This window comes from Paenibacillus sp. 2RAB27 (genome assembly GCF_052115445.1).
GTDB lineage: Bacteria > Bacillota > Bacilli > Paenibacillales > NBRC-103111 > Paenibacillus_E.
In genome coordinates, this window is record NZ_JBFRGR010000009.1 from 21,664 (window position 1) to 45,410 (window position 23,747).

The following is a 23,747-nucleotide window of genomic DNA, read 5'->3' on the forward strand; positions in this document are numbered from 1 at the left end:
GAGATTATTACTATGTACACATTATTGATTGTAGATGACGAAGTATACATTGCCAACAAGGTGAAAGCTACCGTTGATTGGGAACAGCTTGGAATAACAAAAGTATTTGTTGCATATAATATCCGCCAGGCTAAAGAGTTATTCGAAAATCATTCAATTGATGTGATGATTTGTGATATTGAAATGCCACAAGGTAATGGTCTGGATCTCTTGACGTGGGTAAGAGAAAAATATTTGAAAACAGAATCCATTTTTTTAACTTGTCATGCTGATTTTGAATATTCCAAGCAAGCGCTGCGATTGGGAAGCCTAGACTATTTACTGAAGCCAGTACCGCAACAAGAATTAAAGGAAGCCGTACAGAAGGCTATATTAAAAATAAAGACGGAAAGGCCGTTAGTAATCGAACGTTTTTGGCTGGACTTACTTCAACAAAACATACCTTCACACCCGGAAGTAATAAAGAGAGTGCTCTCTGAAAAAAGTATCCCTTATTCAGAAATGGCAAGCTTTCTGCCCATACTGATAGGCGTTCAACTTTGGGAGAAAAGGCTTTCCGTGCGTGAGGAAAATATTATGGAGTATGCTCTTCGAAAGACAGCGGAAGAGCTAATCCTACAACAAGGGAATAAAGGTCAAATTATTCAGATTAAAACCGGTCTTATCTTAATTATCCTTGAATTGAGGAAAGATTCCTTTCCAACCGAAGAAATGCTGACAGATTTGTGTAGGTCTTTTATTGAAGCTAGTCATCAACATTTTTATTGCCAGCTTTCCTGTTATATGGGCGAAGTGACTCAAATTCAAAACGTACTTGTCATGTATGATAAACTAATGTATCTGCACCTTAACAATGTTTCTCAAAGTAAACAGGTAATCGCTTTCCGAGAAAAAAGCGTTAAGACAGAAGACGTCTCTTGGCCTCAAATGAACATATGGGCTGAAATGATGAAGCGGGGGGATAAAAAGAAGCTGCAAGCGGAAATCGTAAGTTCACTTAACTCCTGGAAGCAAATAGAAGGACTGGATGCGAAAGGTCTGAAGCTATTTTACCAGAGTTTTTTGCAAATGCTATTGTATTCTCTGCAGCAAAACGGTCTTAAAGCGGATCAAATTTTCACTGATCACTTATCTCCTGATCGAGCACTTACTGTTACGAAGTCCATCAATGATCTTCAAAACTGGGTGATGGAGGTTCTAGATATCACTTTTCTTCAAATGCAAGATGAAGGGGGAAATGAATCTTTTGTGGATCGAATTAAACAGTATATTACTTCCCATATTGATCAGCCGTTATCACGGCAATACATTGCTGACTATATCGGACTAAGTCCGGATTATCTTGTGAAATTGTTTAAGAAGGAAACAGGGATATCAATCTCGGATTACATTGTACAAGAAAGGATTCATATTGCTAAAGAGCTTCTCGCACATTCCGATTTACCCGTGAGCAGCATAGCCCAGGCTGTTGGGTATTCCAACTTTGCTTATTTCTCAACCACTTTTAAGAAAGAGATGACGATGACACCTCAGGACTATAGAAAAACGGTTCGTTAATATTAGATAAACATCCCGATTCGGGATGTTTATTTTATTAGGACGGAAATTCAAAAATGGGAGTGCGGAATTATGGTAGTTGCTTGAAATCGTTTCGCTTAATATAAGGTTCATAAGAACTGAAGAATTTGAATAAGGGGGAGATGACATTGAACACAAGGGCATATAAAGCATCACGATCAGAAGTACAGCCCCAACAAGTTACAGCCACGAGAGCGTTATTAAAAAAGGTGGTTAAGTACCGGGCATTACTCTTAATGACGCTTCCAGGAGTTTTGTATCTGTTGATTAATAATTATTTGCCTATGTTTGGGGTAGTCATTGCATTCAAAAACATCAATTTTGCGAAAGGAATCTGGGGAAGCGACTGGGTTGGGTTCAAAAACTTTGAATATTTGTTTAAGACATCAGATGCCTATATCATCACCAGAAATACAATTCTGTATAACATTGTATTTATAATTCTAACCACAGTGTTTGCCATCGGTTTAGCAATCATGTTGAATGAAATAAAGAATCGATTTTTGTCACGGATGTTTCAAAGCTTTATCTTACTACCTTATTTAATTTCCACGGTTATTGTGGGCTACCTGGTATTATCATTTTTGGATGTTGAAAGTGGATTTATCAATAAATCGATTCTTCCTATGTTGGGGATGAATTCAATCGAATGGTATGCAGAAACGAAATATTGGCCTTATATATTAACGATTGTGCACACATGGAAGGACGCAGGATATTTATGTGTGATTTATTTAGCAGCAATTATTGGGATTGATCAAGAATACTACGAGGCCGCAACGATAGATGGGGCCAACCGGTGGCAGCAGATGTGGAGTGTTACCCTACCGCTAATTACTCCTGTCATTACGATAATGTCACTATTAGCCATCGGACGTATTTTCTATTCTGACTTTGGGCTATTCTATCAAGTGCCCTTAAATACAGGGGCCTTGATGCCGGTTACCAATACCATTGATACCTATGTATACCGAGCACTTATGAATTTAGGTGATTTCGGAATGGCGTCTGCTGCTGGGCTGTACCAGTCTCTTGTCGGATTCATCCTCGTTATGATATCCAATTTTATTGTTAAAAAAGTAAACAGCGAGAATGCACTGTTTTAAGGAAGGTGACACCCATGCTAACAAATAAAGGATATCAGTTATTTTTGAATATTATTATGTTGCTCTTTGCCATCTGCAGTGTATTTCCTTTTCTTCTTTTGGTTTCGGCATCCTTTACGGACGATATGGAGCTGATTCGCAGCGGATACTCGCTAATTCCTGAGACAATTAGTTTTTCAGCATACGAGTATCTCTGGAATGACGCTGCGACAATCATGCGAGCGTATGGAATCACGATACTAGTAACTGTCGTAGGGACACTAATAGGACTAACATTTATTTCTTTGCTTGCTTATCCGTTATCCAGGAAAGAGATGCCATTTCGCAAGTTTCTGGCTTTCTACGTTTTCTTTACCATGTTGTTTCATGGTGGACTTGTCCCTACGTATTTGGTCTATACCAATTTACTTGATTTGAAGAATACGATTTGGGCCCTAATTATTCCGGGATTACTGGTGAATGCGTTTTATGTGATTCTCATGCGTACCTTCTTCGCAACCTCCATACCGCCATCGATTATTGAGTCGGCTTATATTGATGGAGCGAAGGAGTCAAGAATTTTTATAAGTATCGTCGTCCCCTTATCAACACCAGTGCTTGCCACCGTTGGTCTATTCCAAACCATTCGATATTGGAACGACTGGTTCAATGGGCTAATCTATATTACCGATAGCAAATATTACAGCCTCCAAAATTTATTGAATCGCATTTTGCTGGATATCCAATTTATGCAGAACAGTGATGGACAAACGATGGAAGCGGCGGCGAATTTACCTTTGGAATCGATGCGAATGGCTATTGCTGTTATAGGGGTCCTTCCGATCATTGCTGCGTATCCATTCTTTCAAAAATTCTTTATTAAAGGAATTACTGTAGGCGCTGTAAAAGGATAATAGCTATAACTGGCCTATGCCAGTTTAGTATAAAATTACAAAAGGGGAGTTTTGTATGGTAGCACTGAAGAAATTGAGTATAAAACTTGGTTTATTAGGGCTTGGAACGAGTGTCTTACTGGCGGGCTGCAGCTCAAATAGTAGTGAAACGCCCCAGAAAGTACAGGAGAGCGGGGCTCAGTCAAAGCCGTATGAAATTGTCATGGTGTTTCCCATCAATAACCAACCGAAAGAATTGCAGTTGGTTACGGAGGAAATCAATAAAATCACGAGAGAAAAAATTAATGCTACCGTAAAACTTGTGCCGATCAGCTTTGGAACTTGGTCACAGCAAACAACTGTTATGCTGGCGGGTAAGGAGAAAATTGATCTCATGTATAGTAGTGTCCGCGGGTCATATACGCAAACTGTAGCTCAGGGACATTTCCTGCCACTGGATGATCTTATTGCTAAACGCGGTCAAAATGCTAAGAAGGCTCTGGATGAACAAAATCCTGCCATTATAAATGCAACGAAAGTAAACGGAAAAATATATGGCTTGCCAAATATTAAAGATCTGGCGTCCGATTACGGAATCACGATGCGTAAGGACCTAGTTGAAAAATACAAGATTGATGTAAATAGCATCAAAACACTTGATGATTTGGATGCGGTGTTTAAACTAATCAAAGATAATGAGCCCGGTGTAACGCCAGCCGTAAAATATGCCTCTTCCATTATTGATTCTTACGTGGCGGCTCTTATGGACTCACTTGGAAACGGCTTCGGTGTTCTCCCTAAGCATGACAATGGGTTAAAGGTCGTGAACTGGTTTGAAACCAAGGAATACGAGAATTTGCTCAAACTTGTTAGAAGGTGGTACCTAGCGGGTTATATTGCAAAGGATGCCGCTACGGATACGGAAACGAAATATAATCTCGTCAAGGCAGGAAGAGGCTTCTCATGGTTATCCCAAATGAAGCCTGGCATTGAGCAGCAGGAATCTCGAAGCACGGGCAAGGAAATGGTTTCCGTTCGTCTATCTCAGCCGATCACGACAACAGATAAAATTACAGGCAGCGCTTGGAGCATTACGCAGAGCTCGGAAAACCCGGAACGCGCAATGATGTTGTTGGACTTATTGTACACGAACAAAGACCTTCAAAATCTGTTCAGTTGGGGAGTAGAAGGAAAGCATTACGTGAAAAAAGGAGATGTTATCGATTTCCCTGCAGGGGTCGATGCATCAAACTCTGGTTACAATCTACAACAAGGCTATATGTTCGGTAACCAGTTCTTATCCTATATCTGGAACGGCGACGAGCCGCAGCTTTGGGATAAAATGTCCAAGTTCAATAAAAGTGCGGTAGTATCGAAAGCTCTCGGCTTTAGCTTTGATGCAGAGCCTGTGAAAACAGAAATTGCTGCGGTTACGAATGTACAAAATCAATTTAAAATTGCTTTAGAAACGGGTATGGTGGACCCTGAAACGAAGCTGCCTGAATTTAATAAACAGTTAAAGGCCGCGGGGCTGGATAAAATCATTGCTGAAAAGCAGAAGCAGTTGGATGAGTGGGCTAAGAGCAATAAATAAAATTTGCGGTAGATCCCTTGCATTATGCGAGCGGGTCTACCGCAATTATTTTCCAATATTGAATCATAAGTGAGGTTAGCAGGATGATACAAACCATTGAGATGAATGATGGATGGATTTTTACTAAAAACAATAGTATTACCTATTCATTGGATGATATTCAAGGAGGGGAGGAAGTCACTCTCCCACACTGCTGGAATCACATGGATGGGCAAGAAGGAAGTCAGTACTATCGAGGACAGTGCTGGTATCAAAAAAGACTGATTCTCTCTAGCGAGGATAAAGCAAAACAATTATTCCTGGAAATCGGAGCAGCAGGGATGCTTGGTTCGGTTTATATTAACGGGCAAAGTGTCGGCGAGAGCCGGTGCGGATATTCCATGTTCAGAGTCCATCTGAATCCTTACCTTATTCTAGGAGAAAACCTTATAGCTATCATGGTGGATAATAGCTTGCACAAGGATGTATTCCCCCTAATGGCTGACTTTACGTTTTACGGAGGTTTATATAGGGATGTAAAGCTCCTGGTCATGGAGGATATACATTTTGACCTACTGGATCAAGGACGAGACGGTGTGTATTTAAATCAAAAAAAAATGGGAAGTAACTCCTTTGAATTAGAAGTTTTCGGAAAAGTAATCAATGAATCTTCTATTCCCGCAATGGGGACTCTTATCGTTCAAGTTAGCGACCATGAGAACAAGACAGTTCTAGAAGAAAGCCAGGAACTATCACTAATCTCTGAAACTGCCTTTAAATTGAAAAGTAAGATCCATAATCCTACACTATGGGAAGGTATTGAAAATCCATATTTATACACCGTCAATGTTTCCATAAATATAGAAGGACAGACTTATGATATGAGATCAATGAAGTATGGATTTAGAACGGTAGAAGTAACAGCAGAAAGAGGCTTTCTACTGAACGGTAAACCTATAAAGCTTAATGGGGTTAGTCGTCATCAAGATTATGCTGGTGTAGGTAATGCCATTACTAAGGCTCACATGGATGAAGATATGACTTTAATTCGAGATATTGGTGCGAATAGCATTCGTCTCTCTCATTATCAGCATGACGATTACTTTTATAACCTGTGTGATCAATACGGGTTGCTAGTTTGGGCGGAAATCCCTTTTATTAGTATTCCTTCTACCCTAGACCCTGAAAATCAGAATGCATTAGATCAGCTTGAAAGATTGATTAAGCAAGCCTATAATCATTGCTCCATCTATTGCTGGGGAGTACAGAATGAAATCACAATAGCTGTTGAAAATGAGAAAACATATGAAAGTGTAGACCGGCTAAAGGATTTGGCCAAACACTTGGATCCTGATCGGCTAACGGCACAGGCTAATATATATTCGGTTGAAGACGATAGCCAACTTAACACCTTTACCGATCTTGTCGGCTATAATTTGTATTATGGGTGGTACTATGGTGAAATGAAAAACTTGGGAGAAAGACTGGACCAATTCCATCGTGTACAGCCAAATGTGCCTGTTCTTGTAGCCGAGTATGGCGTAGATACGAACCCTCGGTTTCATTCTTATTCTCCGCAAGTGAAAGACTATACCGAGGAATATCAGCTGCTCTTCCATCATAATGCGTTACAGACATTTAATGATAGGCCGTATGTCTTGGGAGGCTATGTATGGAATATGTTCGACTTCGGTAGTGCAAATAGAAACGAAGGCGGCGATTCTGGTAAGAACTTGAAAGGGCTCGTAACGATTGACCGGAAAATAAAGAAAGATGCCTATTATCTATATAAAGCCTATTGGTCTAAGATTCCTTTTGTCCACATTGCCGGGCGTCGTTTTGCTAATAGGCATAGGGAGTTGAATGATATTGTTATTCTTTCCAATATTTCTAGTATCAAAGTTTATAAAGATCAACTCCTGCTCAAAGAAATAAATAGTGAAAAACCAGTAAAGTTGGTGCAGGATCTTTCGCTAACCGCAGGGGAGAATCATCTGAAGGTTGTGGGCGTGGATGAACATGGTACCATCTATACCGATGAGATTGTGCTTCATTATACGATGGAATTAGATAACAGCTATGTTTATATAAAGAAGGAAGAGGCTAGGCTTGTTGTGAACTGGTTCGAAAAGTTCGATTTAACCGATGTTAAAGAGATTGAACTGAAAGAGAGCTGTTATTCGACTTTTGACACGATAGAAGATCTATATACGAATGAGAAAGCTAAAGAAGTGTTTCTTAAATATTTTGATCATACAACTCACAATCCTAGGTTTGAATTGACCAAAGGAGTCATGTCCATTGAGAAAATGTCAAAGCTCTCATTCTACAATATTCCTAAAGAATTGCTTACTGTAATCAATAAAGATCTGAACGTGATTAAGAAATAGGCTTCAATAACAGGAGTGATATCCCGGTATGTTATATCCGCAAAGCAATACGAAGAGAGAATTGATCGAGTTAAATGGGATCTGGGGTTTCAAACTGGATGACGGAACAGGTGTTACCAATAGAGTATATGAACAACAACTGCAGGGTACTATCCCCATGCCCGTGCCGGCCAGCTATAATGATCTGGTGGAAGACGCTCGAGTCAGAGATCATGTGGGTGACGTTTGGTATGAACGGGAGTTTTACGTATCTGAGACTTGGATAGGAAAAAGGATCGTACTCCGATTCGGTAGTGTAACGCATTACGGCAAAGTATGGGTTAACGGCCAAGAGGTGATGGAGCATCACGGAGGCTACACCCCGTTTGAAGCAGACATTGCACCTTTCGTAAATTTCGATCGTAAAAATCGGGTTACTGTCCTCGTAAATAATGTGCTCGACTACACTACAGTCCCCATCGGTGAGGTGAATGTCAGACGTGATGCTGCGGGGAATGAGATTAGAAAGCAGGACTATTTCCATGATTTCTTCAATTACAGCGGTATTCACAGACCTGTTCGGATATATACAACGGCACAACAGTATGTCAATGACATTACTATTCGCACAGACCTTCGCGGCCAAACAGGCGTAGTTTATTATGAAGTGGAAACCGAAGGGTCCACCAATGTTAAGGTAACGATTCTGGATGAACAGGAGAATGTTGTTGCTGAATCATCAGGTTTGCATGGAGATATGAAAATCGAGAATCCGACGCTTTGGGAGCCTGGAGCTGCCTATTTGTATACGCTAAGAGTAGAAGTTATTAGCAACGATGGCAGTGTTGTGGACACATATCACGAACTCTTTGGTATTCGTACGGTTAAAGTGGAAGGAAAAGAGTTTCTGATTAATGGCAAGCCCTTTTACTTTAAAGGATTTGGTAAGCACGAGGATGCGGAAGTCCATGGCAAAGGTTTGGATGAAGCGTTGAATATCAAGGATTTTAGCTTAATGAAGTGGATTGGGGCTAATTCATTCCGTACTTCCCATTATCCGTATTCAGAAGAAATCATGCGATTGGCTGATCGTGAAGGAATAGTTGTTGTTGACGAGGTTGCTGCGGTAGGGCTTCATCTCTCATTAGGAGCTTACGCTTCATCTAATAAACGTAATACCTGGCAAACCATTCAATGCCAAGAGAGCCATCAACTTGCTATTAAAGAGTTAATAAAGAGAGATAAGAATCACGCATGTGTTGTAATGTGGGCTATTGCTAACGAACCTGCCGGTGAGGAAGAAGGAGCATATGAATATTTTAAACCACTTGCGGATTTGACCAGGAAGCTTGATCCTACAAGACCCATTACTATTGTGAATTATTTTGCCGCCTCACCAACTACCTGCAAAATTCATTCGTTAAGCGATGTTTTGTGCTTAAACCGATACGTAGGCTGGTATGCGTTTGGTAATGACTTGGAGATGGCTGGCAGAGTACTACATCAGGAACTGTTAGCATGGTGGAATCTTACTGCTAAACCTGTCTTTCTAACGGAGTTTGGTGCGGATACCATCCAAGGGCTGACTTCAACGGTGCCTCTCATGTGGTCGGAAGAGTATCAATGTGACTTTCTACAAACATACCATCAAGTTATGGACAAACTCGACTTCGTGGTTGGTGAGCATGTCTGGAATTTTGCGGATTTTGCTACAAAGCAAGGGATTGTAAGAGTGGATGGAAACAAGAAGGGCGTATTCACTAGGGACAGGCGCCCCAAGAAAGCCGCTCATTTTCTGCGGGAACGATATCGAAATATCAAGGATTACTACTATAAAACTGAAGTGAATTAATAAAACATTGACAATTTGAAAGTCTTGAAATGTTAGATCATTTTCAAATTGGAGGCATAAGTCTGCCTTAGAATTGGATGAGGGAGGGGCTGTTGAGAGACAAATAAGTTTTAAAGTGACAAATTAAGCTTTGAAATTAAAAAAGGCGCCACTCCTAGAGTGAACGCCTATTTAATTTATTGTATGGAGACAATTCTTATTCGTATGGAAGCAAACAAAACAGTCAACTCGAGGTGGCGTTTGAACTAAATGAGCAGATATGATAAAAATTAAGGAATGTAGCTGTGATTAAGACGCAGTCGCTTACGGATACACTAGGATTTCTACATTAACAAGCGCTTTCCTTGTTGTATAAAGCATCAGAGGATTTGTATGTTGATCTGCTTGGTAAAGCTTCACCTATTGATTGGCAAAAAAGTACTGAATGAGAAAGTGTTGAAACTCGTTTGCAATTGAAACTGAATTGATATTGATCCAATGGTGTTCTCTCTCTGGGGCTGAACGCCTATTTTACGTAACTTCGTGTTCACAACCTCAAAAAATTCGACAATACCGGAGAAGATTTGGAAGACCTGATCTCCATCGGGACGATTGGACTGATCAAAGCTATCGAGTCGTTCTCGCCGAATAAGGGCACGAAACTGGCTACATTTGCGGCGCGTTGTATTGAGAATGAGATCCTGATGCATCTTCGCTCATTGAAGAAAACGCGGAAAGATGTGTCCTTGCATGATCCCATTGGGACGGACAAAGAGGGGAACGAAATTACGCTCATTGACATCCTGGGTAGCGAGGCTGACGATGTGGTGGATGCGGTGCAGCTGAAGATTGAGAAGAGCAAGATTTATCGCAATCTGGAGATATTGGATGACCGCGAGAAGGAAGTAGTGGTTGGTCGGTTCGGATTGGAGCTTGGCGGCGAAGAGCGGACGCAGCGGGAGATCGCGAAGGAGCTGGGGATTAGCCGCTCCTATGTATCACGGATTGAAAAGCGGGCGCTGATGAAGCTGTATCATGAGTTTTATAAGGCGAAGAGGTAGAACAGGGTAACGCCTGATAAGGCAAAGCAGTACAAAGACGGGTAACAGATTTAGAATGAATCGCATTCTTCATTGTTAGGGATCGTGGGATCGCAAAATGGAGGCGAAGGATATGAGCTTGATTCAAATCGATCATGTCTGTAAGCAATATGTGATGGGCGGGGAAACTGTTCATGCCTTGGATGATGTATCCTTGGTGATTGAAGAAGGCGAATTTGTCGCCATTATGGGTCCATCAGGATCGGGTAAGTCTACGCTAATGAATATCATCGGGTGTTTGGATGTGTCTGACACTGGAACGTATGTTCTAGATGGGAGATCTATTAACCAAATGAAAGATTCGCAACTAGCGGAGATTCGAAATCGGAAGATCGGATTCGTGTTCCAGAACTTTAATTTGCTTCCGAGATTAAGCGCGTACGAGAATGTTGAGCTACCATTGATTTATCGAGGATTGACGAGGAAAGAACGAGAGCCGCTTGTCATGAAGGCGCTAGAAGCGGTGGATTTAATAGATCGAAGGAAACATATGCCCTCGGAACTATCCGGCGGCCAGCAGCAGCGTGTGGCAATCGCACGGACTTTGGCTGGAGATCCCGCCATCATTTTGGCAGATGAGCCGACGGGAGCACTGGATTCGAAGACGGGTATAGAGATTATGGATATTTTCACTAGGTTGAATGATCAGGGTAGGACGATCATTCTCATCACACATGATCATGCGATTGCGCAGCAGGCGAAGCGAGTTGTGAGGTTTCGGGATGGTCGGTTGTTGGAGAGTCTTTAGTTGAGGAATGATGAGGCCGGAACTCCATGGGAAATAAGGGGGTTCTTGTTTCTTTTTCGTTGGATACATAGGCTTCATTTTTCTCTAGTTAGTGTAGGAGAAATATTCCAATAGTGTGAAGGGAATGGCGTTATCGTCCAACAGGAGACGATTGTGACAGCTAACATTGGATTAGCTGGTTGGATAGAAGGGGATTCCACTGGCTGACGAACTTATAAAAAAGCCGATAAATCGATGTATATTACAAAGAAATCGGGGGAAAATCGAGTGATTTCATACTCTATTTGATTAAGGAAAATAAAGATCATCTGATCATGGGAAATAAAGATTGTATTGGGAAATAAAGGGTTTTGGTGCAAAGGATCCAAAGCGTGATAACATAGGGGGAAATGAAATCATGGGATGGGCCGAATCAGTATGGAATCAAAGATAATGTATTCAAATGGAAACCTTACGAAACTGATATGATCCTATTAACCGTTAGATGGTATTTAAAATATTGTTTGAGTTATAAAAATGTCGCAGAAATGATGAAAGAGCAAGGATTGAATATTCCTCATACTACGATCATGAGATGGGTTCATGAGTTCGAACCTGAAATAGTCAAACGAATTCGCCCCTACTTGAAACCGACTATCGATTCATATAGGGTCGATGAAACCTACATCAAAGTCAAAGGGAAGTGGAAGTATTTATATCGGGCAGTCGATTCTGAGGGAAGCTCGATAGATTTCATGTTGTCCTAAAATCGTGATATTCATGCGGCGAAGTGCTTATCATTGCAAATTATTGGTTGGTTACCCTCGTCGCATTAAACGAAAACAAAGCAGGCCAAGTACAGGTCTGCTTTTCGATCATGTAAAGTCTATTCGTCACCTGACTTGACTTGCAACTGGGAGATTAAAAGCCTTCTGATTCTTTGACTTTGGTATTATTGACTTTATGGATAAAGATGCTATAATTTCAAGTAAACGTTTACATAATACGTTTTTCAGATTATTTGGTTTGGAGGTAATGAAATGGGGAAATGTTAATGAAGGTTGCAGTGAGAACACCAATTAAAAAGAAAGAGAATAAACAATTCAAACCCAATGTATTATGTGTAATTGTATATGTTAAATAATTTATCTAAACGTTTACTTGTTTTGCGTATTTCCTCAAGCACATACATAAGTCTTTTCATATCGGCCGTGCAGCATTATTACTTTTTATCCATATGTAAACGTTTACCTATTAGCTTGTAAGGAGTGAGATCATGAATAAACAAGTACATCGCGTGCTGAGTATTATATTAGCAGTCCTTATCATAGTAAACTCATTTCAATTTACTATGGGTTCAAAGGTTCAGGCTGCCGGCGTTGACACCTTTGATTCGGTGACAGGTACGCTGACGCTAAACAGCTCATTTGTCGCAGGTGGATTAAAGGCTCGGATTGATGCCGTTATTACCCCCTTAAGTAAAACTTACGCTGATATTAAAGTTTTAATTGTGACTGCTGGCATAGTCGGCGTTGGCAAAATAGCTGATGGCGGTAGTGATATAGCTACAGGAGGCATCATTCAGTCGCTATCAGGTCTTATAGATTTCCAACTAATTGGTACGTCTACCGTACAAAGCTCATCAACCGCACCTAGCGATAACATTATTGCGAAAAACTTTTTTGTCCCTGCTCAAAATCCTCTGCTCAAATCGGTTACATTCCTCAACGCAACGACAATCAATGCACAAGCTTTCCAAAATATGAGTAGTCTGACAACACTCACGATTCCTAAAATAGCAACGATATCAAGTACAAACGCCTTTTCGGGCTGTACAGGTCTTTCGTCTATTACCTTTGGAACAACCACGCCAACCTTAACATCCGGCACCATAACTACGATTTATAATGCCTTAGCTCCGGGTGCTACTTTCTATGTCCCAGCTGCTAGTCTAGCCGCATACCAGAGTACATGGAGCGCTATTTCAACCCATATCAGTGCCATCTCAACCGGTGGCGGAACTGGCGGAGGCGATGCAGGCACATTTGATGCGAACACAGGCACAATGACACTGACGGGTACTTTTGCCGTGAGTACGTTAAAAGCTCAAATTGATGCCGTTATGCCTACTGGCAAAACGTATACAGATATCAAAGTCTTAAAGATTACTTCAGGCATAGTCGGAGCTGACGATACAAGTAATATCATCCCGCTATTAACGAATCTTCAGGATTTCCAACTGACAGGCACAGCTAACACACAGAGTACGGCGAGCAGCAGCGATGTTGGTATCGTCCAATCAAACTTTTTTACAGCGGCAAATTCTCAACTCATCTCTGTGACGCTTCAAAACGCAACGACGATCAATGCGCAGGCGTTCCAAAATATGAGCAGTATTTCGACACTTGTTGTTCCCAGTCTAACAACCGTCGTAGATGCAAGCGCTTTCGTGGGCATGACACATCTCGCCTCCATAACGCTTGGTGCTACGATTCCGACGGGCGGCCCAACTGTGTTCCCAGCAAGTACGATATTCTTTGTTCCAACGGGAAGCGTCGCTGGATATAAGGCGGCATGGAGCAGTGTAGCAAGCCGCATAAAAGCGATTGGTGAAACATTAGATTACATCCAGGGCTTTAACACAACCACAGGGACGTTAACGTTAACAGGTGCATTTGGCGTGAATACGCTAATGGCTGAAATTGACGCTATTATGAGCCCTCTAGCGAAAGCTTATACGGATATTAAAGTCTTAATTATCACCAATGGAATCGTTGGCCCTACGGATGCCACAAGCACAATTCCGCTATTAACCAATCTGCAGGATTTACAAATTGTGGGGAATGCCACAACCCAAAGTAGTAGCAACAGCAGCACGAAGAACATCACGCCCAAAAACCTTGCTAGCGGAACAGCCAACACCAAATTAACATCAATTACACTGAACAATGTAACAACATTAGGTACGACCACGTTTAGCGCGTTGGATAGTTTAACAAATTTAACTATTCCTGCAGTGGGAACCGTATCCGATGCTAAAGTTTTTCAAAATGTCACTAATCTTACATCGATTACGTTAGGCACTACGCCGCCAAGTTCCGGAGTTGGATTCTTCCCTGTAAACACGACATTTTTCGTTCCAGCTGACAAAGTCGCGACATATAAAGCGGATCCTGTTTGGGGCATAATAGACAACCCCATAAAGGCGATTGGTCAAGCGCTAGACTACACCCAAGGCTTTGACGCAACGACAGGAACGCTGACATTGACGCGGATATTTGCTGTTAACACGTTAAAAGCTGAAATTGATGCGATTATTAACCCTCTTAACAAAACTTATGCTGATATTAAGGCTTTAAGGATCACTGCAGGAATTGTTGGCGCCACGGATGCAGGAAGCACTGGCATCATAGCGCAGTTAACGAATCTGGAGGATGTTCAACTCATCGGCAGCGCTACAACACAGAGCAGCTCCAACAGTGCTACGGTGGGTACCACGCCGAAGAACCTGGTTAGCTCAGCAAACGCTAAATTAAAATCAGTCACGCTTAGTAATGTTACGACGATAGGTACAAGTACATTCAGCGGTTCAGGCAGCTTGACAGCATTAGTCATTCCCAGTGTGACTACTGTTGCAAATGCAGACGCTTTTACTGACTGTACCAATCTAACATCGATCACATTCGGCGCAGCACTGCCGCCAGCCGCAGCGGGTCCAATTTTGTTCCCTGCGAATGCGATATTCTACGTACCAGCGGACAAAGTCGCGATCTATAAGGCGGATGACGTTTGGAGCAGCGTGGCACTTCGTATCAAAGCCATCGGCGATACGTCGGGCGACGGAGCAGGATCAACGGATGACATCACCTTATCACTGAAGCCTGCTCATCCGAACATTGTGAGTGTCAATGAGAGTGTGCGTTCCATACAGGTTATCGAGAAAACAAGCCTCGAACAGCTTGATGCGCAGACCACGAACGGTGCCGGTACGATATTGAGGATTTTGGATGCAAAAGGCATTCCCAAAAGTGAAATAACGGAGCTCGTCGCCGACGACAAGTTTGTCGTTATTTCGGGKGAAATAAAAAAGGAATACACGATTCAAGTGATTCATTATACGCTGGAAAATCTGGCATTGAATCCGAATGCAAACAACATTAAGGTCAGCTCTTTTAGAAGCGGCAATGATCCTACGAATGCTTTTAACGGCGCTTCTACCGGCAACGCTGGCAGCGGATATCAGGTTGACGGCTCACAAAGCACTGCAGCTAACATTAGTGTAGGGAAAAATACGTTCTGGCTTGCCCTAGACTTAGGCCAAATGAAGAAAATCGACCAGTTTAGCGTGGCATGGGGCACGACCGTGGGTGATTTAACAACGAGGCTAAAAAACTCGACGTATTATGTTGAATACACCAATGACCCTGCGAAATGGGCCTCACTTTCGAACGCAACCGTTGCGGGTTCCAGCGGCATTGCGACTGGCTATAGTAAACCATCTGGCTGGGACGTAGCCTATGCGCAAGATGTGACGCAATTGCCGGATGCGAACGGAAACAAGGTGTTCATGAGCAATCTTGCGTCACCTATCAATGCCAGGTATGTGATGGTGACAGGCGAGCTTGCAAGCAATTGGATTGAAATTTATAATTTCTATGTTTTTCAAAAAGAAGTTACCAATGTTGTGCCTACGCAACCTGCGTACGCTACAGGAGATTTGGCAAGAATCATGCCCGATTATGAGGGAATGAGCCTAACCATCGGCCGACCTGCTATTGTAAAGAAAGATACAGCGGTTCCGAAATTCGATATCACGGCGACAACTGACATTACAGTCACCGGTGTATTAAAGGATCCAACTGGAACCGTCGTTTATACCCTTCCAAGTCAGAATATAGCAAGCGGCGCAACAAGTGTCATCACGCCTAATGTAACAGCTTCTAAGCTTGGAACGTATATCTTTGAGTACACGATTGCAGGAAGCAAAACGATCTATGATAAGGTTTATTTTACGGCTGTAGATGATGATATTACCAAATATAGCTATACCAAGCCGTATCCTGCGCTTTCTGTCAGCGCCGGTAAACTTGTCTATGTGCCAGATTATCGCGGCAATACCGTGATGGATTACTCCAATGTCGGCTATAAGGGCGGCGGGGTTGAAATTCCAAATATTCCTGTGAAAATTATCCTTGAACCATCGGGAGACAACAACTCTGACGATACCGAGCGGATTCAAAACGCAATCAACATGCTTGGACGTATTGACCCGGATTCGAATGGATTTAGAGGCTCAATCTTGTTAAAGGCAGGTACGTATAGGGTAAGCAGCAGCATTAGAATTGCTACTAGTGGAATCGTCATAAAGGGTGAGGGTGATGATCACGAAGGCATTGAGACGCATAATACGCCTCTTAGCCCCACCAACTGGAAGGATTATACGCACTCTGAGGCACCGCAGCCCAACGTGACAAAGGTTGTTGCGACATGGATCGCCAGTTCATACGACAAAAATACCGCTATATTTAACTTTGCCGGCGCAGCAACGTCCACAAGCGGAAGCGCAATCAAAGTTGTCGATCAGTATGTCCCAGCAGGTGGACATAAGATAAGACTTGAGAGCGTTAGCGGGCTTAATGTTGGAGACACGGTGAATGTTCGCAAAGCTGTTAACGCGGCTTGGGCGCAGGATCTTAGAATGGATGCCATTACAGATGCGCCTGGCATACCTTCGGCCAATCAATGGGCGGTAAATGGCGTAGTAGACAGCGGTTATGTTACGACGGACGAAGAGCGGACGATTCAATCCATCAATCCTCTCACAAATGAGATTACGCTTGTAGAGCCATTGGCGGATGCACTGGATATGAAGTATGGCGTTTCAACGGTTACCAAGTATAACCCTACTGGCAGAATTAGCAATGTTGGTATCGAGAATATGCTGATTATGTCGAGGTTTGATTCCTCGACGACAGCCATTAATACCGCATTTGGTGTGGACTATCAGTCCTTTGACGACGAGCTTCATGCTGAGTTGGCCATTCGCTTCGGCAATGCGCAAAATGCATGGGCAAGAACGATAACCACCTACCACATCGATAGTGCGGTGGCGATTGCAACAGGTGTTAGTAAGATTACAATTCAAGATGTCAACTGCCTTGAACCTGTCAGCGGAACAGGGGGAGAGCGCCGATACAATTTTTCAAACGCTGGCGGCACGTTAGTGCTCAATCAACGAAACTACTCGCGATACACCCGTCATGGATTCATTGTGATGGGCAATGTTGTCGGACAAAACGTATTTTACAACGACAGGACGGATTATCAATTTGACGCGAATGAGCCCCATTTGCGGTGGTCCACCGGCGGATTGTATGACAATATCAACGGACGAATTTATCTGCAAGACAGATGGAACAACGGAACGGCACATGGTTGGTCGGGAGCAAACTATACGCTCTATAACAACACCGGTTCCTATATCATTAGTCAGAACCAGCTTGCTGCCAACTATCTGTTCGGCCAGTCAGGAGACCGATTGCCGTTTGTCATGGATGCGGTTGATCCAGGAAATGTTCCGAATTTCCGCGCCTATGAGTACAGCAATGGAAGCAGAATGACACCTGCCAGCTTATTTATTCAACAGTTGAAGGATCGGATGGGGCAAGGGGCGGTCGATACGACTAATAGCAGTGTGATTCCTGCTTATATGGATCAATCTGGCGATTTTGCATCCCAGTTTGCCGTTCTCACAGGAATCTTCGTTGACGGCGCACCGATAGCAAACTTCAACAATGAAGTCCTTTCGTACACGGTACCTGTCCCATTAGACTATACGGCGCTGCCTGTCATTACTTACACAGCAGGTATTGGAGTAACTGTCACACCATCTGTAGGCGGTAATAATGCGGTTGTCCTTACAGCTACCATGCCAGGCAAAAAGGATAGCGTTTATACCGTTAATTATGGGATTATCAACAAGAGCGTTCCTGTCACTTCAAGTGTAGGCGGGTCAAACGTTAATAATCTGATTGATGGCCTTTTATCGACCTCTTGGTCGGCGTCAGGTACCCMTTGGGTTCAGTTCTACCTTGGTGATAAACCAACGTTTATTAGTAGTGTATCACTTGGATATTCGAGAGATACCCAAATCAGAAGGTCGTATTACTTTGAGTTTCAGGTTTCGAACGATGGGTATACGTGGACGAAGGTGATGGCGAGTAACTGGCAGCAGGATAACCTCGGTAACGGGCATATCATGGGTAAAGAAGTTGCGCCAGGTTCAGACGGCGATTCGGCGTCCGATTATGAAACGTTTACTTTCCCCGCGGATATTTCCGGAAGATTGCTACGCGTAGCTATGTTTGGAGCGAGAGCAGGCTCGGGTACAGGCACATCCAACTCTAATAAGTATTGGGCCATTGATGTCGGAGCAGTAGTCAGCGGCGGGCCGCTCACTGTCTCCAAACAGCCTCAAAACGTAGCAAAACGAGCAGGCTTTACGGCGTCTTATACGGTAACGATGTCCGGTGGAACAAGGCCATACAGCTATCAATGGCAAATGTCAAAGGACGCAGGCGCGACATGGAATAACGTGACGACTGGAACCGGCGCGAATACAGCGACCTATACGACGGGCGCAATAACGGCAGATATGGATGGGACTCAATATAGATCCAAGGTAACCGACGCGGATACTAGCAGCCCTCAAACGGCCTACTCAAACGTTGCAATGCTAACCGTCAAGCAAGATACGGGCATCATCGTAACACCGGTCGATACAAGTGTTTCTGTTTTTGACAATGTCATATATAGCAGAACAGCTACCATTAGGAACACCTCCTTTGTATACGGCTTATTAGGATATCTTGATATTAAGCCGGTGGGTTCTACGGTGTTTATTATTCCTTCTAATATTTCGCCTAAAACGGAGTCTGCGGCTGCGTTTACTGATGCCATGGCAACGTTCTGGCCCCCAGATGATGATAGTCAAAGAGACAGTAAAAAAAGCTATATTCGAAAATCCGGCGAACAAATTAGAGACGGCGATCATTTGCTCATCATTAACCCATCTGGAACTGGGGTAGAGCGATACATCATCAACTATGCCAAAATGGATGACACAACCGTGGTGAGCGCGGATAAGTCTGTCCTTACGTTTGACAAGATCAAAGGTCAAAATACAGCACCGGATGCAATCATTGGGAATCTAAATTTGCCTACGACTTCAAACTACGGCTCAACAATCAGTTGGAAGGTCGACAATAATACAAACTTATCAGCAACTGGAGTCGTGAAAAGACCGCTTTTTGTGGCTGGAGATGCGAGTGTAACATTAACAGCAACCTTAACAAGTGGAACCGTCATCGACACAGTCGTATTTAACCTCATTATCTTAAAAAAAAATGCAGAGGAACTCCCAAGTAACCTCGCAACCGTCACGGCAAAAGGAAGCACGGAGACGGGCTATCTTTGGGGACTGGCGGTCGATAATTCCTTGAAGACGATCATAGGATTGGCGGCTTCGACCAGTGTTGATGTGTTTAAAAATGGACTTATTCTTGCTCCGTCTGCGAGCTGGAAAGTAGTCACAAGTGCGGTTGCAAGCACTGTAACGGCGGCTACATTTGCGAGCGCAATCGAAACTACGAAAAACGTAGCAAACGGCAATGTACTAATCGTTCTGGCGGAGGATGGTGCAACGTTAAATAAATACCCAATAACGTTAAAACCGACTGCAGCAACGCCATCAGCCGTAGCCGTGCCCGGCAAAAAGTTCAATACAACAAAACTAACAGGATTAGTGGCCGGTACAACGTATGAGTATGTGATTAGAACTACTGTAGGTATGCCTTCGGGGTCTACTTGGGCATCTTCCTCCGTGCAGTTTACAACAGGCGCAGGTGAAACGGAAAGAGATAATCTGTTTGTTACTCAAGGCAGCTATTTGTATATTCGGGCAGCGGAAACAGCAACGATGTCTGCCTCAAGTCCCATGTATATACTTATAGATATTAGTCAAATCAACAAGACAGTGGATGCCTCAGCCCCAACTGTAACGCTTCAACCGGGTTCAAATCACTTAACAACCAAGCTAACAGGCTTGCTTCCAGGAACAGCATATGAGTATATCGTTAACACAAGCGCACAAGAACTCGTAAACTGGGATGCCGCATTACTGTTCACAACAGCCTCCAGTGACACGACGAAGGACAATATACCGGTACTAACTGGGCAATATCTTCATATCAGATTTTCAGCTACTGACATCAAAGAAGCTTCCTCTGAAAAAAATATCTATGTAACGGCAGATCTGGTAAAAGTAAAGCCTGCGAATGCAACGCCACAGTCCAGTGCGCTGCCAGGCACACTAGGAGGAACAACCAAGCTGACAGGTTTATTGCCGAACACAACGTATCTGTATATTATCAACACGAATACTGACAACCCAGCGACAGATGCGTGGGATCATAAAGGGCAATCGATTACAACAGGGAATGGCCAAACCGTGTATGACAATATTGTTTCGTCCCCTGAGCTTTACATGCACGTAATGGCGGTTGAAAATAGCAGCAATGCCAATTCGCTTCCACAGAATTATTTAGTAGGAGCGGGAGGCGTCAAAAGCTTGCCGCAGGGCGTTATTCCAACCGCATCAGCCGAGCCTGGAACAGTTGGCGGTACGATGAAATTGACAGGTTTACTTCCTGAAACCGCGTATGAATTCGTGGTTACGGATGCCCTCTCTTCGCCTAAAAACACCACTTGGGGCGAGGGTATCGTTATAAGAACAAAGACAAGCGTAGGTGAAACGACGATCGACAATATTGAAGTGCCCGCTGACCTTGGAAACATACACGTCAGAACTGGAGGAACTACAACCAATTCGCCGTCCGAGGCGCAAAACTTTATTATTCTGGGTTCGTATGTGAATAACGCAGCTGGAGCACTCAGCAATAATGCCTATGTAACAGCCGCAACCAGTGGTCCCGGCTACATTCCTGGCATCATCGTAAGCGGCAAGGCGCCGAACTTCACTATACGCAATGTGCCAGCAGGCACGACAAAGGAGGCGCTGAAAGCAACGCTTCTAAAAAACAGCAAGGCTGGTTGGAAAGTCGTCGCAAACGCTTCTGTGTCTGCAACTGTAAAAGACGCGGCATCGTTTAATAGTGCAAGGGAGATTTCTACAAACGTATCCATTGACAATGTCCTTACTGTGCTTGCCGAAGACGGAAAGACGGTTCAGCGTTATACAATAACAAACAACGTGACAACCATCAGTCTAACTGGCATTACGGTAAAAACGCCGCCTACGAAAGCAAGCTACACAGTCGGCGATGCGCTTGATCTCACTGGCTTAGAGATTGAAGCTGCCTACAGCGATAGCACGAAAGCCAACGTGATCGGCTATATGGTTACGCCAGCGAGTGGTACGCCGCTTAACACACCGGGTATTACTATGGTTACCATCAGCTATACAGAGGACAGCGTAACCAAGACGACGAACTTTACCGTCTCTGTTAACAGCGTTACGGTCACCCTGACTGGCATTATAGTAAAAACACCTCCTACCAAAACAAGCTACACTGTCGGCGACGCGCTTGACTTCACTGGTTTGGAGATTGAAGCAGCCTACAGCGATAGCACGAAAGCTAAAGTGAGTAGCTACACGGTTACGCCGGTGAATGGAACGTTGCTTAACACAACGGGGACCAGTACAATTACCGTCAGTTATACGGAGAACGGTGTAACCAAGACGACGAACTTTGTCGTTTCTGCTCATGTAGCAGCGGTCACGCTAACTGGCATTGCGGTAAAACCGCAGCCTACGAAAACAAGCTACACAGTCGGCGATGCGCTTGATTTCACTGGTATGGAGATTGAAGCAGCCTATAGCGATAGCACGAAAGCCAATGTGAGCGGCTACACGGTTACGCCGGCGAATGGAACGTTGCTTCACACAAGTGGTACGACTATGGTTGCCGTCAGCTATACAGAGGGCAGCGTGACCAAGACGACGAACTTTGTTGTCATTGTAAATGCGGCAAGCTCGAACGCGAAACTGAGCGGCATTAGTTTATCAACAGGCGCGTTGAACGAGACGTTTACTACCGTAAAGACGAGCTATACGCAGAATGTAGCGAATACCGTTGTAAGTCTGACGCTTATACCGACGGCAGAGGATGCACCAGCGAGTGTGAAGGTAAACGGAACGACCGTTATTTCTGGACAGCCGAGCGAAAAGATTGCGCTTAACGTAGGGGAGAACATCATTACTGTTGATGTAACAGCAGCGGATGGCTCACCCAAAACCTATACGGTTACAGTAACTCGTGCATCTGCACCTTTAACGCAGCCTAGCAATGGCGACGGCGGAGGAGGAGACACAAGTGACACAGTGATGTCAACGAATGGGAATTTAACACTGCCAAAAGGTAAAATAGGTGAGGTTAGTTTGGGTGATGTAGTCAAGATCTCAATTCCTGCTGATGCCTCAGGTAAAGAACTGAAATTATCGATAGAAAAAGTGTTAGACACGCAAGGGCTTCTCACAGAAAAAGAAGTTCTAGCCAGTCCAATCTATGAGATTTTGAAAAACTTCTCGGAGAACTTTAGCAAAACTGTAACACTGAGCTTTGCTTTCGATTTGGCAAGCTTGAAGAGCAATCAGAAAGCAGCAGTCTTTTACTACGATGAAGTGAAGAAGGAATGGGTGGAAGTGGCTGGAAGTAAAGTGAACGGTAATCATATTACGGTAGAGGTCAATCATTTTACCAAATATGCCGTATTTGCCATTGATCATGTTGTGGAGAAACCAACAACAGAGAACCCTACAGATACTATACCGCATATTCAATTTAGCGATATTACTGGACACTGGGCAGAAGTTAGCATCAAGCAAGCGGTGAGCAAAGGAATCGTCAGTGGATATCTGAACAGCACATTTAAGCCGAATGCTACGGTAACACGTGCGGAATTTGCTGTGATGCTGATGAATACGATGAAGCCGCAGGGAGAAGGAGCGGCACTGACTTTCACAGATACAGCTAAGATTGGAAGCTGGGCGTTGAAGGCTGTCGCACAGGCAGTTCAAGCTGGTATTATTCAAGGCTATGAGGACGGTAGCTTCCGTCCAGACGCGGAAATTACACGCGCAGAAATGGCAGTGATGCTCGCCAATGCTATGGGTCTGGCCGTTGATGTCGAAACGGCAACCGGCTTCACTGACGACAAGGATGTTCCGGTATGGTCCAAGGGAGCAGTAACAGTGATGAAGAAACAAGGATTGATAGAAGGCAAAGGCAACAACGAGTTCGGTCCTACAGCTCGAACAACGAGAGCTGAGGCTGTCACAGTTCTTCTGAGGATGCTCGCTTAATAGAACTAATAACGTAAACAATTTTCTCAAAATTAGGTTATTCCTCAGGTAGTCGAACAGACTGCTTGATGGATAACCTTTTTTCATTGGCGAATTTTCTGTAAATAATTAATTCTCAGACCAAGAGAAGTTCTTGACTTTATGGACAAAGATGATATAGTCATAAAGTGAGCGTAAACGTTTACCTATACTATTTCAGAATATCCTCA

The 23,747-nt window shown here is 43.5% G+C and carries 8 protein-coding genes and 2 pseudogenes; all 10 read left to right on the plus strand.

From position 1 onward, the window contains the following. Positions 1 to 12: 12 nt before the first annotated feature. The 10 genes and pseudogenes from AB4114_RS14910 (at position 13) to AB4114_RS14955 (ending at position 23,538) form a co-directional block, all read left to right on the plus strand. Positions 13 to 1,557, plus strand: a complete 1,545-nt coding sequence (locus AB4114_RS14910) for a response regulator transcription factor (protein WP_441989141.1) — start codon at positions 13 to 15, stop codon at positions 1,555 to 1,557. Positions 1,558 to 1,814: 257 nt separating this feature from the next. Beyond that, positions 1,815 to 2,684: an ABC transporter permease gene (locus tag AB4114_RS14915; protein WP_441989287.1), complete on the plus strand. Its 870-nt coding sequence runs from the start codon at positions 1,815 to 1,817 to the stop codon at positions 2,682 to 2,684. Between the two features lie 14 nt (positions 2,685 to 2,698). Further along, entirely contained in the window at positions 2,699 to 3,577 is an 879-nt protein-coding gene (locus AB4114_RS14920) for a carbohydrate ABC transporter permease (protein WP_441989142.1), read from the plus strand. A 55-nt stretch (positions 3,578 to 3,632) separates the two neighbouring features. Beyond that, complete coding sequence (locus AB4114_RS14925; RefSeq protein WP_441989143.1) at positions 3,633 to 5,150, plus strand: ABC transporter substrate-binding protein; 1,518 nt, start codon at positions 3,633 to 3,635, stop codon at positions 5,148 to 5,150. 83 nt (positions 5,151 to 5,233) lie between these two features. After that, complete coding sequence (locus AB4114_RS14930; protein ID WP_441989144.1) at positions 5,234 to 7,519, plus strand: glycoside hydrolase family 2 protein; 2,286 nt, start codon at positions 5,234 to 5,236, stop codon at positions 7,517 to 7,519. A 28-nt stretch (positions 7,520 to 7,547) separates the two neighbouring features. Further along, positions 7,548 to 9,350 (plus strand): beta-glucuronidase, encoded by a 1,803-nt coding sequence (gene uidA, locus AB4114_RS14935; RefSeq protein WP_441989145.1) that lies wholly within the window; start codon positions 7,548 to 7,550, stop codon positions 9,348 to 9,350. 518 nt (positions 9,351 to 9,868) lie between these two features. Then, positions 9,869 to 10,390: pseudogene (gene sigK / locus AB4114_RS14940) on the plus strand (RNA polymerase sporulation sigma factor SigK); the annotation flags it as partial. A 112-nt stretch (positions 10,391 to 10,502) separates the two neighbouring features. After that, positions 10,503 to 11,177, plus strand: coding sequence for an ABC transporter ATP-binding protein (locus AB4114_RS14945; protein ID WP_441989146.1), 675 nt, complete (start codon positions 10,503 to 10,505; stop codon positions 11,175 to 11,177). Between the two features lie 389 nt (positions 11,178 to 11,566). Then, positions 11,567 to 11,920: pseudogene (locus AB4114_RS14950) on the plus strand (IS6 family transposase); the annotation flags it as partial. Positions 11,921 to 12,432: 512 nt separating this feature from the next. Continuing rightward, positions 12,433 to 23,538, plus strand: a complete 11,106-nt coding sequence (locus tag AB4114_RS14955) for an S-layer homology domain-containing protein (RefSeq protein ID WP_441989147.1) — start codon at positions 12,433 to 12,435, stop codon at positions 23,536 to 23,538. The last annotated feature ends 209 nt before the right edge of the window (positions 23,539 to 23,747 follow it).